Origin of the sequence: Carnobacterium sp., assembly GCF_040274945.1 — a bacterium.
GTDB lineage: Bacteria > Bacillota > Bacilli > Lactobacillales > Carnobacteriaceae > Carnobacterium_B.
In genome coordinates this window covers 160,708-173,965 of record NZ_JBEMAR010000001.1, presented here as the reverse complement: position 1 = coordinate 173,965, position 13,258 = coordinate 160,708, and the positions used below count along the sequence as shown (strand labels likewise).

Annotated in this window: 10 protein-coding genes; 8 read left to right on the top strand and 2 right to left on the bottom strand. The window is 35.5% G+C overall.

The window, feature by feature from the left end:
- Positions 1–9 precede the first annotated feature (9 nt).
- Positions 10–873: a ribosome biogenesis GTPase YlqF gene (gene ylqF / locus ABS916_RS00815; RefSeq protein ID WP_350450115.1), complete on the top strand. Its 864-nt coding sequence runs from the start codon at positions 10–12 to the stop codon at positions 871–873.
- Position 874: 1 nt separating this feature from the next.
- Positions 875–1,648 (top strand): ribonuclease HII, encoded by a 774-nt coding sequence (rnhB, locus tag ABS916_RS00810; RefSeq protein ID WP_350450114.1) that lies wholly within the window; start codon positions 875–877, stop codon positions 1,646–1,648.
- Positions 1,649–1,744: 96 nt separating this feature from the next.
- On the opposite strand, the gene lexA is transcribed toward rnhB, so the two are convergent.
- Entirely contained in the window at positions 1,745–2,368 is a 624-nt protein-coding gene (lexA, locus tag ABS916_RS00805) for a transcriptional repressor LexA (protein WP_350450113.1), read from the bottom strand.
- Positions 2,369–2,529: 161 nt separating this feature from the next.
- Between lexA and ABS916_RS00800 the strand changes: the two genes are divergently transcribed.
- The 5 genes from ABS916_RS00800 to ABS916_RS00780 all read left to right on the top strand — a co-directional run bounded on the left by ABS916_RS00800 (position 2,530) and on the right by ABS916_RS00780 (position 8,968).
- A complete protein-coding gene (locus ABS916_RS00800) occupies positions 2,530–2,769 on the top strand; it encodes a DUF896 family protein (protein WP_350450112.1) in 240 nt (79 codons plus the stop codon).
- 133 nt (positions 2,770–2,902) lie between these two features.
- On the top strand, positions 2,903–4,906 hold the full coding sequence (gene tkt / locus ABS916_RS00795; RefSeq protein ID WP_350450111.1) for a transketolase: 2,004 nt from the start codon (positions 2,903–2,905) through the stop codon (positions 4,904–4,906).
- Positions 4,907–5,069: 163 nt separating this feature from the next.
- On the top strand, positions 5,070–5,306 hold the full coding sequence (locus ABS916_RS00790; protein ID WP_013710705.1) for a YneF family protein: 237 nt from the start codon (positions 5,070–5,072) through the stop codon (positions 5,304–5,306).
- 102 nt (positions 5,307–5,408) lie between these two features.
- Positions 5,409–7,160, top strand: coding sequence for an ABC transporter ATP-binding protein (locus ABS916_RS00785; protein WP_350450110.1), 1,752 nt, complete (start codon positions 5,409–5,411; stop codon positions 7,158–7,160).
- Positions 7,160–8,968: an ABC transporter ATP-binding protein gene (locus ABS916_RS00780; protein WP_350450109.1), complete on the top strand. Its 1,809-nt coding sequence runs from the start codon at positions 7,160–7,162 to the stop codon at positions 8,966–8,968. The genes ABS916_RS00785 and ABS916_RS00780 overlap by 1 nt, the downstream gene beginning before the upstream one ends.
- Positions 8,969–9,062: 94 nt before the next feature.
- Here ABS916_RS00780 and ABS916_RS00775 read toward each other — a convergent pair whose 3' ends face one another.
- Positions 9,063–9,683, bottom strand: a complete 621-nt coding sequence (locus tag ABS916_RS00775; RefSeq protein ID WP_350450108.1) for a lysophospholipid acyltransferase family protein — start codon at positions 9,681–9,683, stop codon at positions 9,063–9,065.
- A gap of 269 nt (positions 9,684–9,952) precedes the next feature.
- Here ABS916_RS00775 and ABS916_RS00770 point away from each other — a divergent pair, with 269 nt between their 5' ends.
- Positions 9,953–13,180, top strand: coding sequence for a DEAD/DEAH box helicase (locus tag ABS916_RS00770; protein WP_350450107.1), 3,228 nt, complete (start codon positions 9,953–9,955; stop codon positions 13,178–13,180).
- Positions 13,181–13,258 lie beyond the last annotated feature (78 nt).

Genomic DNA, 13,258 nt, shown 5'->3' with positions numbered 1-13,258 from the left:
GAAAATTAAATGACCATTCAATGGTTCCCAGGGCATATGGCAAAAGCAAGACGCCAAGTAACAGAAAAAATAAAGCTAGTCGACATTATATTTGAACTAGTAGATGCAAGATTACCTTTATCAAGTCGTAATCCAATATTAGATGAAATCATTGGAGAAAAACCAAGAATCGTTATTTTAAATAAAAGTGATTTAGCGGATCCATTAGAAACCAAAAAATGGGTAGCTTATTTTAATGATCAAGGAATTGTGGCTGTCCCAATTGTTGCTCAAGAAGGAAAAGGCATGAAACAATTGATGGCAAAAGCAAAAGAGCTTTTACAACCTAAATTTGATCGTAGAGCCGCTAAAGGCATCAAACCTCGTGCCATTCGAGCAATGAGTATTGGAATTCCTAACGTTGGAAAATCAACATTGATCAATCGTTTTGTAAAGAAAAACATTGCTCAAACAGGAAATAAACCGGGTGTAACAAAAGCACAACAATGGTTGAAGTTAGGCAAAGAATTGGAATTACTGGATACGCCAGGAATTCTTTGGCCAAAGTTTGAAGATCCTGAAATTGGAAAGAAATTAGCTTTAACTGGAGCCATTAAAGATACTATTTTACAGTTAGATGAAATTGCTATGTATGGATTGGAAGAAATGAAAACTCGAAATCCCGAACTACTTGCTAAACGATACAGATTGACAGAAGAAGAATTAAATCTTGAATCGCCAGACCTGCTTATGTTGATCAGTGAGCGAAAAGGGTATAGAGATGATTATACTCGTGCAGCTGAATTAATTGTTTTTGAAATTAGAAGCGGTAAAATCGGGAAGTATACGTTAGATATAGCACCGGTTTCTTTACCTAAAAGGCAGGATAGCTAAAATGGAAAAACCACTGACCATTACGGCAATAAAGGAACTTTTAGCGACCATCACCCATCCGGATGATGAACGGTTGGTTTTAATCAAGAGTGATTCTCGTAAAGGTGTATTAAATGCGTATAAATCTTGGGAAAACCAAATAAGAAAGCAACAATTGATTCTCGAAAAACAACAAGAAATGCTTCAAATAGAGCAATTCTTTTGGGAAAAAGGAACACAATTTATTGCTGGAATCGATGAGGTAGGAAGAGGTCCATTGGCTGGCCCTGTTGTTGCAGCTGCGGTCATCTTGCCGCAAGACTTTAATGTCTTGGAAATCAATGACTCTAAACAATTATCAAGTGTAAAAAGAGAAATGTTATTTGACCAAATTCAAGAATCTGCATTAGCTATTGGAATTGGCATAAAAGACCATCAAGTAATTGATAAAGTTAATATTTATGAAGCAACTAAATTGGCTATGATTGAAGCGATTGAGCAACTGCCTCAATCGCCAGAACAATTGTTGATCGATGCAATGCATCTACCGGTCACTATTCCCCAAGAAAGCTTCATCAAGGGAGATTCAAAAAGTTTGTCTATAGCTGCTGCTAGTATTATTGCAAAAGTAACAAGAGATAGAATGATGGCCGAATACGATACAGTGTATCCGGGATACGGTTTTTCTAAAAACGCAGGTTATGGAACAAAAGTCCATTTAGAAGGTTTAGAAAAACACGGAGTATGTCCTATTCACCGAAAAACTTTTGCGCCTGTTAAGAATTTATTAGGCTGAAGAAATTTTTAGCGCAATAATAAACTAAATTGTTGTACATTTAAAATGATAAAATAAAAAAACGAAGAACCGGGATAACCCCGTTCCTTCGTTTTTTTATTGAATATGACTACGATACAATCCAATTACTTTGCCTAAAATGGTTACTTCATTAAGTAGAATAGGACCCATAGTGTCATTTTCTGGTTCTAAGCGATAATGATCTTCTTCTTTATAAAATCTTTTGCACGTTGCTTCATCTTCTACGGTCATAGCAATGACAATATCGCCATTATTTGCTGTGCTTTGCTTACGAATAATCACTTCGTCACCATCAAAAATTCCAGCATTGATCATGCTTTCTCCACGTATAGTTAACATAAAAAGAGAATCATTTTCGAATTGTAAATTTGGAGGTAGTGGGAAATAATCTGTTGCTTCTTCTACAGCTAAGATTGGTTCACCAGCGGTTACAGTTCCCAGTAAAGGTATTTTATCAAGTGCAATGCCTAATTTTGATAATCCTAGTTGTGTTAGTTCTATTGCTCTTGGTTTGCTGGGATCTCTTTGGATGTAACCATTTTTTTCTAAACGAGAAAGGTGACCATGAACGGTCGATGTAGAAGATAAAGAAACAGCCGTTCCTATTTCTCTTACAGTTGGAGGGTATCCTTTCAATTTAACTTGACTGTATATATATTGTAGAACTTCAACTTGTCTTGATTCGGGATTTTTACTCATAATATATATAAACACCTCGTTTCTATTATTTTATCATTTTAAGATTACCATATATGATAGAACAAATCAAACAAACGTTCGTAGATTTAAAGGATTAAAAGGTGTTTTTTTCAAAGAAATTTGTTATAGTTGAATAATAAATAAAAAAGTGGAGTGATTCGATGTTACCAAAAGATCAAATGGAACGAATAAATGAATTAGCAAAAAAATCAAAAAACCAAGGATTGACTATTCAAGAACAAGTTGAACAAAAAAAATTAAGAGATGATTATATAACAGCTTTTCGTGGCGGAATGAGAAAGACCATTGAAGGTGTCAAAATTGTAGATGAAGAAGGTAATGATGTAACTCCTGATAAATTGAAAGACATACAAAAAGACAAAGGTCTTCACGGAAGATAATAGAGTGTTTGTTCATTAATGTGATAACCATGAAGTTCTCCCATTTAATAACATTCCTATCGTGAAAGCGTTGCACTTGAAGTGAAATAATAGTAAACTAATAGAGTACTATAAGAGAGTTAAAATCGAAAGGATGATTTTTTTGTTTGATAACACAGACCAATTAGCAGTAAATACAATAAGAACACTAAGTATGGATGGTATACAAAAAGCCAACTCTGGACACCCAGGATTACCTATGGGAGCTGCTCCAATGGCGTACACTTTGTGGACTAAACAATTAAAAGTAAATCCAAAAAACTCGAAATGGTTCGACCGTGACCGTTTTGTATTATCAGCTGGACACGGATCAATGTTATTGTACAGCTTGCTGCATTTAGCAGGATATGACGTTAAAATTGATGATTTAAAACAGTTCCGTCAATGGGACAGTAAAACACCTGGACATCCAGAAGTGAACCATACTGATGGAGTAGAAGCAACAACTGGCCCATTAGGTCAAGGAATTGCAAATGCTGTTGGAATGGCGATGACAGAGGCTCATTTAGCTGCAGTTTACAACAAAGAAGGTCATTCTATTGTCGATCACTTTACGTATTCTTTATGTGGAGACGGCGACTTAATGGAAGGTATTTCAGCTGAAGCGGCTAGTTTAGCGGCTCATTTGGAACTTGGGAAATTAGTTGTTCTTTATGATTCAAACGATATCTCTTTAGATGGACCGACATCTAAAGCCTTTACTGAAAATGTTGGACAGCGTTTTGAAGCGTATGGTTGGCAACATATTCTTGTAAAAGACGGAAATGATTTAGAAGAAATTAATGCAGCAATTGAAGCTGCAAAAGCTGAGACAAAAAAACCTACTTTAATCGAAGTGAAAACGATTATTGGATTTGGTGCTCCGAATGCTGGAACACATAAAGTCCATGGTGCACCACTTGGAGCAGAAGGAATTGAAGCAGCTAAGAAAGCGTATGGCTGGGAAAGCGAAGACTTCTTTGTTCCTACTGAAGTAGCAGAACGTTTTAAAGAAACAATGGTTGACCAAGGAGCTAAAGTGGAAGAAGAATGGAAGGCATCATTTGAAGCTTACCGTACAGAATATCCAGAATTAGCAGAACAATTCGAGTTATCTTTAAAAAATGAATTACCACAAGACTGGGATGCTGAATTACCAACATATGAAGTTGGAGACAATGCATTGGCTTCTCGTGTTACAAGTAGCCAAGTATTAAATGCTATTGCAAAAAAAGTTCCTTATCTATGGGGTGGTTCTGCTGATTTGTCATCATCTAATAATACAATGATAGCAGATGTAAAAGATTTCCAAGCTGGTCAATATGATGGAAGAAACATTTGGTATGGTGTTCGTGAATTTGCAATGACAGCTGCAATGAACGGAATCGTTTTACATGGTGGAACTAGAACTTACGGTGGGACATTCTTTGTCTTTACAGATTACTTGCGTGCGGCAGTTCGTTTAGCGGCTATATCTAAGTTGCCGGTAACTTACGTGTTCACACATGATTCAGTTGCTGTAGGAGAAGACGGCCCAACTCATGAGCCAGTCGAACAATTATCTAGCTTACGCAGTATGCCTAACCTATCTATTTTTCGTCCAGCAGATGGAAATGAAGTTGTAGCTGCTTGGGAATTAGCGATCACTTCAGTTGATCACCCAACAATGTTGGTCTTATCTCGTCAAAATTTACCTGTATTGCCAGGAACTAAAGAAGGCGCGCGTACGAATGTTGCTAAAGGAGCTTATGTTATTTCTCCTCAAGCTGGTGAAAAACCAGAAGGAATTCTGTTGGCATCCGGTTCTGAAGTAGCATTAGCTATTGAAGCTCAAAAAGCTTTGAAAGAAAGCGGACAAGATGTTTCTGTTGTTTCTGTTCCAAGTTTTGATTTATTCGACAAACAAGATGCAGCATACAAAGAAACGGTCTTACCAAAAGAAGTTCGCAAACGTGTATCTATTGAAATGGGAGCCACATTTGGTTGGGAACGTTATGTTGGCTTAGATGGTGCTTCAGTAGGCATAGATAAATACGGTGCAAGTGCTCCAGGAGCAACAGTTATTGAAAACTATGGCTTTACAGTTGAAAATGTTGTAAAAACATACAACAACTTATAAAAAAAATGGCCATGTAAGTTGAATTTTAACTTACATGGCTTTCTTTTGTGAGTAATTGGGATGAAATGCGACTTTTTAGTATAAGAAGTAGAATTTTAGTTTATTTTTCCAATAATATTTAGTACAATTAAGACTTGAGAGGTTCGAAAGGAGTGAATCAAAAATGAATTTAGGTCTTGCTATCTTTTTAATTATTTTAGCTTTAGTTGGTGGAGCAGTCGGTGGTTTCTTTCTTGCAAGAAAATACATGATGGATTATTTTAAAAAAAATCCGCCAGTTGACGAAAATATGTTGCGTATGTTAATGATGCAAATGGGACAAAAACCATCAGAAAAGAAAATTAAACAAATGATGTCGTCAATGAAAACACAAACAACAAAAACGACTAAAAAAAAATAAGGGCACATACAGCCTTATAATACTAACGTGCGAGCAGATATTTATCTGTTCGCGTTTTTTGATTAAAAGGTTCATTAATGAGTAAAGAAGCGAGGGAAGAAAATGGGGATTTACAAAAAATTAGGTTGGTTTTTTAAACAAGAAAAAAAGGCATATATTACGGGCGTACTATTTTTGTTTCTTGTAGCAATTATTCAATTAGTCCCGCCTAGGATAGTGGGAATTATTGTAGATGAAGTTGGTCAAGGAACGTTAACGCTTAAAAAATTGATCCAATGGTTAAGTGTTTTAGTAGCGGCGGCAATTGCGAGCTATCTGTTTCGTTACATTTGGCGTGTAAATATTTGGGGAACATCTGCTAAATTGGAACGGATACTTAGAACAAGATTATTTAACCACTTCACTGAAATGGACAATAGTTTTTTTCAAAAATACCGTACAGGGGATTTAATGGCACATGCAACAAATGATTTAACGGCGGTTCGAAATGTTGCAGGTGGTGGGATATTGACCTTAGCTGATTCAATTATTACAGGGGGCACAACGATTATTGCCATGGCCCTAGTGGTTGACTGGAGATTAACGTTGATTGCATTGATTCCCCTCCCATTGCTTGCTATAGCCTCACGTGTTTTGGGCTCAAAGCTCCATGAGCGATTTAGAGGAGCGCAAGCGGCCTTTTCTAATATGAATGATAAAGCGCAAGAGAGTATATCAGGCATGAAAGTCTTAAAAACATTCGGTCAAGAAGACGAAGATGTAGAAGAATTTAAGCAAAAAACGGAACAAGTAGTTGCTGAAAATCGAAAAGTGTATAAAATTGATTCGCTGTTTGACCCTACGATCACTTTTATCATGGGGATTTCTTATGTACTGACCATCGTAATGGGTGGAAGATATATAAACTCAGGAACCATCACTATTGGTGAATTAATTTCCTTTATTAATTATATAGCTATGCTAGTCTGGCCGATGTTTGCTATTGGGCGATTATTTAATATTTTGGAACGTGGAAGTGCAAGCTACAATCGGGTAGAGAAATTACTTTTAGAGCGTTCAAAAATTATTGAAAAACCCTCAGCATTAACGAAAAAAATAAGAGGGGATATTCAGTATTCCATTGATAAATTTTCGTACCCTAAATCCGATGTTCCGGCGCTAAAAGAGATTCATTTTGAATTAAAACGTGGTCAAACGCTCGGTGTAGTAGGGAAAACAGGAGCGGGGAAAACTAGCATTTTCAAATTGCTTTTAAGAGAATACGATCGTTATCATGGGCATATTCTATATGGGAATGAAGACATTAGAGATTACACGTTAGATGCCTTGCTGCAGCAAATCGGTTATGTACCACAAGATCAATTTTTGTTTTCGACGAGTATCAAAGAAAATATTCGCTTCGCTAATCCAGAACTATCACAAGAAGAAGTCGAAAAAGCTGCAGAGTTAACGGCCATTCATACTGATATTATGGAAATGCCTAATGGGTATGATACGGTAGTCGGAGAACGGGGAGTTTCATTATCAGGAGGTCAAAAGCAACGGATCTCAATTGCTCGAGCGCTGATTATTAAACCTGAGTTGTTAATTCTAGATGATGCTTTATCCGCAGTGGATGCTAAAACTGAAGAGAGAATATTATCCGCTTTGAAAAAAGAGCGTTCAGAACAAACAACGATTATAGCTGCTCATCGAATTAGCAGTGTTATGCATGCAGATGAGATTATTGTTATTGACAATGGTGAGGTTGTTGAACGAGGCACACACGCTGACTTACTCATTCAAAATGGATGGTATAAAGAGATGTTTGATAGTCAGCAACTTGAACAGAAAATTGAAGGAGGTGCAGATTAATGGAACAAGAATCAGCCTGGTCAAAATCATTTACCACTAAAGAACAAGTGACTATTTTAAGAAGGATCATTACGTTTGCATCGCCCTTCAAATTTCAATTCGCAGCAGGTATCTTATTTGGTGTTTTATTAGCTGTCACAAATATTATTTTGCCAAGAATCCTTCAAGTATTTATTGACAATTATTTATCAAAGGGAACGGCCACCAATCAAATTATCGGAATGTTTGCTTTAATTTATTTTGGCATGACGCTGGTAAAAATTGTTTTTTGGTACCTTAATCTTTATTTATACAATATGGCTTCTGAACAAACAGTGGAGAATATTCGTAACACAATTTTTAAAAAGCTGCACACTTTGGGCATGCGTTTCTTTGATCAAACGCCTGCGGGTTCAATTGTTACGAGAGTGACGAATGATACAGAAACCATTAAAGAGTTTTGGTCGGTATTTCTAACGATCATACAAGGGATGCTGGGTGTTATCACTTCCCTTATCGCTATGATGCTTCTAAATGTTCAGATTTCTCTATGGATCGTTGCGTTGATCCCGATATTAGGTGTGGTCATATGGTATTATCAAAAGTTTAGTTCAAGATTGTACCGAAATATGAGAGAAAAACTAAGTTTATTAAATGCAAAATTAGCTGAATCAGTTAATGGAATGAGTATTATCCAGCAATTTCGTCAAGAAAAAAGATTGCAAAAAGAGTTTGATGAAACGAATATGGATTATTACAAATTACGTTATGCAATGGTGAAGACAAATTCAATTTTATTAAGTCCAGTTATCGATTTTCTATATACCCTTTCACTAATTCTTATTTTAGGTTTTTTTGGATATGATTCGTTAAACGGACCTGTAAGTGTAGGGGTGATTTATGCATTTACATCCTATGCGCGCAATTTCTTCAATCCTATGACGAGTATGATGGATAGCTTGAGTATCTTTCAAGATGGTATTGTTTCAAGCAGTCGAGTGTTGAATGTATTAGATAATGATGAATATACACCACAACAACACAAAACAGCAGACACTGAAATTCAGGCTGCTAAAATTGAGTTTAAACATGTGAGTTTTTCTTATGACGGAAAACATAATGTGCTAAATGATATTTCATTTGTAGCTTTACCTGGACAAACGATTGCTTTAGTAGGCCACACTGGGAGCGGGAAAAGTTCTATAATTAATGTCATGATGCGTTTCTACGAATTCTTCGAAGGTGAGATTTTGATTGATGATGTTCCAATTAGGAATTACCCGATAAAGGAAATAAGGAAAAAAATGGGGTTAGTTTTACAAGATTCCTTTTTATTTTATGGGACAATCAAAGACAACATTCGCTTGAAAAATCCAACTATAACAGATTTTCAAATAGAAGAAGCTGCTCGATTTGTCCAAGCAGATACCTTTATTGAGAAATTGCCGAATCAATATGATTCTAAAGTTATTGAGCGAGGAGCTAGTTATTCAACAGGGCAAAAGCAATTGATTTCTTTTGCGAGTACAATTGTTACCGATCCTAAAATTCTGATTTTGGATGAAGCGACGGCAAATATTGATACTGAAACTGAAGCTCTTATTCAAGAAGGACTCAAAAAAATGCGAAAAGGGCGTACAACTTTGGCTATTGCTCATCGCTTATCTACCATTCGTGATGCCGATTTAATTCTTGTCTTGGATCATGGAAGAATAGTCGAACGCGGCACCCATGATGAATTAATTCAACAGAATGGCATCTATTATGATATGTATCGATTGCAAAATAATGGTCTTCAGAATGAAGAAAGTGCATCTGAAAACATTTAGGCTCTCATCAAATGAAAAAATGAGTGTAAAATGAACGCGGTATGCTAGCTATAACAAAAAAGGAGCTGAGACAAATTGTCCCAGCTCCTTTTTGTTATTTTGTAAAGTCGTATTTAAATGAAGGATCAATTTCCATATCTAATTGATCAAAAGCATGTTGAATTTGTTCATCAATTGCCTTTAAGTTTTCTTTTGAAAGTTTTACTGTGCGATCAATAGTGATTGGATCTCCAAAACGCACGGTCACTTTTTTTCTTTTTAACAGTCCGCTTAAAGTCATGGGACCTTGATAAACAGCTGGAATAATGGGCACACCGCTTAATTTAGCAATTGTAGCAGCACCACCCTTTATTTCATTTGAGTGTCTTGTTCCTGTTGGAAAAATCATTAAACTTAAATTGCCTTTTTTAAGGATCTTTACAGGCGTTTTAATAGCACTTGGACCGGGATTAGCTCGATCGACAGGAAAAGCATTTGCGTGTCTGATGATCCAACTAAGGATAGGATTTTTGAACAATTCTTTTTTTGCCATAAATGTAAATGGTTTAGGGCTAGCAGCTAGGGCTAAATAAACTGGGTCAATCCATGTTCTATGGGGTGCCACTAATATATATGATGTATCTGTTGGAAGTTTGTCACGATTTTCATAATGGGCATTGCCATTTAAAATCGCTAACAAAAAGCGTAACGTGCCGCGTAAAATTCTATAAAACAAAATGATTCAACCTCTCATTAATTCAATTTTCTAGTACATTTTTATACTAATAGTATGATTCATAACCTGTATTTTAGCAAGTTATTTTTAATTTAACCATTATTGGTTAGAATATATAAAATGCTTGCAGAACGAAAACGGCAGAACCCGACAAATTTAAAAGAAAAAATTTTCTTTTTTACCCATAATGACGTACAATAGAGAGATAGAAAAAAACGTGCTTGAAAAATAATTATTTTATGAAAAGCAAGAAAGTAGGGGAATGTTGAATGAAATGGAGTATACCAGAACGCGTGATTGAGCAAGGAAGACAATATGTTGCAGAAAAACGCGTCCTTTCAGTCAACTCAATATTAGAGAAAAAAATATGGTCTGCCGAAGTCATGGGAAGCGACATATTTCATGTTGAATTAGATGGTTCAACAAAAGAAGATGATTTTTGTGAATGTCTTTATTGGAAAAATCATGGCTATTGCAAACATACAGTTGCTGTTGAACTGGAATTGAGAGACAGAAAAATCAGTCGAGTAATGACAGCTGAGAATGCAAAAAAAGTCGCTATTGACTCACCTAATCCAGGTCAAGAGTTAACGGAGTCTTTCACACGCATATTTTTAAATGAAAATAGGAAAATGACGACTTCTGCTAAACAAAAACAATCATTGAAATTAGAATATAAAGTAGAAGTAAAGCCAATGACTACTGCACTTATAAGAACCTCATTTGATGTACTAGCCTTAAGTCTTAAGGCTGGAACAGATAAACTGTATATTATAAAAGACTTGCCTTTATTTTTAGAGAGTTTTATTAAAAAGGAAACGGTAGAGTTAAAAGCCGGTCAAGAAATTAATTTTAAAGATATTTCGATTAGAAAAGAAGACAATGAAATTTTAACAAATCTATACAAGCAACAGAAATCTATTCAATTGATTTCTGGAGAAAATAAAGATGCAAAATCATTATTGTCAAACAGTCGTTATTTGATATTGATGACTGCTTTAGCGGAAGAAACGCTTTTAGATTTACAAGACAGCGGGAACCTACTATTTGTCGCAACAAATAGCACGCATAAAACGGTTATGTTTGTAGAGGATAAAATGCCGTTTTCTTTTGATATTTCACAAAAAAATAATACGGTAATGTTATCCATTACAAGTCTAGCAGACAGCCATCTAAAAGAATACGATTGGTTTGTTGCGGACAATATTGTATTCCAGCCAACATTAGAACAAATGCGTGCGTATCGTCCGCTACAACAGTTTTTACAACGGTACGATAGCGACAACATTACAATAGAACCTGCGGATATGCCAGATTTCACTGCCTATGTCATGCCATTACTTGTGAAGATAGGAAATGTCTCAATTGATGATCAATTGAAAGATTCTTTTGTTCAAGAACCTTTAGCAACATCCGTTTATTTTGAATATCGAAATGAGGCAGTACATGCGACAGTAGAGTTTAATTATAAACACATGATTTTGTCTACTGACCCTTCTAAAAATCAATTACCTGAAGAAGGCGTACAAATTATTCGAGACAGTGAAAAAGAAATGAAAATTATTAATCAACTTGTTGGATTTGATTACCACCGTACAGATACAAATTATACGAAACGTATGGTTCGTGATGATGATTTTTATACCTTATTTACAAAAGAGATTCCAACACTTGAATTAGATGCTACTGTTTATGTAGATGATTTGTTGGACAGTATGTTCTTGAATCAAATTGATCCTGAAACGATTATCGACTTGCAAAATGAAGGGTCATTTCTTGATGTCCGTTTTGACATTAAAGGAATTACACCTGAAGAAGTAGATGATGTACTGAAAAGTTTAGTAGAGAAAAAAGCTTTTCATAAATTTGATAATGGAACTATCCTTTCATTAGAATCAGAAAGCTTCAAGCAAGTCAGCGACGTATTGAACGAATTGCGCGTCACAAAGAAATTTCAAAATGGTGGGGTCCAACTGCCAAGCTACCGTGGATTAGAACTGAATGAAAAATTTTCACTGGATGAAAAAACCAAAGGAACCGTATCAAAGAAATTCAAAAACTTGATACGCGATTTAAATTTCCCAGAGGAATTCGAGGTTGACGTTCCTAAGTCTTTAAACGCTGAATTAAGACCTTATCAAAAAACAGGATTTCAGTGGTTAAAAATGTTGTCTCAATATGGATTTGGCGGTATCTTAGCGGATGATATGGGACTGGGGAAAACCATTCAAGTTATCACTTACATTTTATCTGAAATTGAGGAAAAAGGGCAAAATGATCCTTTCCTTATCGTTGCTCCAGCGTCATTGATCTATAATTGGCATTTTGAAATTGAAAAATTTGCTCCTTCAGTTGAAAGTATCGTGATTTCTGGTACAGCTGAAGAAAGAATGCAGTTGATTGAAAATGTTAAGCCAAATCAAGTTTTGATTACATCCTATCCTAGTTTTAGGCAAGATGTTGTTCATTATAAGAAAATGGCGTTTAGCACATTGATTTTAGACGAATCGCAAATGGTGAAAAATCATAACACGAAAACGTCTCAAGCGTTAAGAGACCTGACCATAAAAAAACGGTTTGCATTAAGTGGAACACCTATTGAAAATAAAATTGAAGAATTATGGGCAATTTTCCAATTGATTATGCCAGGATTTTTCCCTTCAATCAAAAAGTTCAAAACTCTTCCAAATGAGCAGATTGCTAAAATGATTCGTCCTTTTGTATTAAGACGAATCAAAAAAGATGTGCTGAAAGAGTTACCAGATAAAATTGAAACCAACTTATACAGTCAAATGACAAAAGAACAAAAAACTGTCTACCTTGCGTATTTACAACGTATCCAAGAAAGTGTAAATAGCATGAATGGAGCAGAGTTTAAAAAGAATCGCATCGAGATATTGGCAGGATTAACACGTCTCAGACAAATTTGTTGTGATCCTAAATTATTCATTGATGATTACGAAGGCAGTTCCGGAAAACTGGAGCAACTTAAAGAAACGATTCAAACTGCAAGAGAGAATGGGAGACGTATTTTAATCTTTTCTCAATTTACTTCTATGCTGGCAATTATTGAAAAAGAATTAGATGAGCAAGAAGTTGAAACCTTTTATTTAAGTGGTCAAACAAAACCAAAAGAACGAATTGAAATGGTGAATCAATTTAATGCTGGAGAAAAAGATGTATTTCTTATTTCCCTTAAAGCAGGTGGAACAGGACTGAATCTTACCGGTGCCGATATGGTTATTCTGTATGATCTATGGTGGAACCCAGCAGTTGAAGAACAAGCAGCGGGCCGTGCACATAGAATCGGACAGAAAAAAGTTGTCCAAGTGCTGCGTCTAATTGCTGAAGGAACTATTGAAGAGAAAATCGACCAGTTGCAACAAGAGAAGAAGGCGTTGTTTGATCAAATTATTACAGAAGACGGAACGATACAAAAAGAAGGAAGTCAGTTAAGTGAAGATGACATTCGTGAAATTTTGAGTATCGGGATGTAATAAGAAATAAAAAACGATAGTTAGGCTTGATTTTTTTATCTATATCCTATACAATTATTAACGGTGCTAAAAGCACTG

Bases quoted from the DNA above. Each gene is read 5' to 3' on its own strand.
- lexA (WP_350450113.1), bottom strand. From the start codon at position 2,368: ATGAGTAAAAATCCCGAATCAAGACAAGTTGAAGTTCTACAATATATA.
- ABS916_RS00790 (WP_013710705.1), top strand. From the start codon at position 5,070: ATGAATTTAGGTCTTGCTATCTTTTTAATTATTTTAGCTTTAGTTGGT.
- ABS916_RS00770 (WP_350450107.1), top strand. From the start codon at position 9,953: ATGAAATGGAGTATACCAGAACGCGTGATTGAGCAAGGAAGACAATAT.
- ylqF (WP_350450115.1), top strand. From the start codon at position 10: ATGACCATTCAATGGTTCCCAGGGCATATGGCAAAAGCAAGACGCCAA.
- ABS916_RS00800 (WP_350450112.1), top strand. From the start codon at position 2,530: ATGTTACCAAAAGATCAAATGGAACGAATAAATGAATTAGCAAAAAAA.
- rnhB (WP_350450114.1), top strand. From the start codon at position 875: ATGGAAAAACCACTGACCATTACGGCAATAAAGGAACTTTTAGCGACC.
- ABS916_RS00780 (WP_350450109.1), top strand. From the start codon at position 7,160: ATGGAACAAGAATCAGCCTGGTCAAAATCATTTACCACTAAAGAACAA.
- ABS916_RS00785 (WP_350450110.1), top strand. From the start codon at position 5,409: ATGGGGATTTACAAAAAATTAGGTTGGTTTTTTAAACAAGAAAAAAAG.
- tkt (WP_350450111.1), top strand. From the start codon at position 2,903: ATGATTTTTTTGTTTGATAACACAGACCAATTAGCAGTAAATACAATA.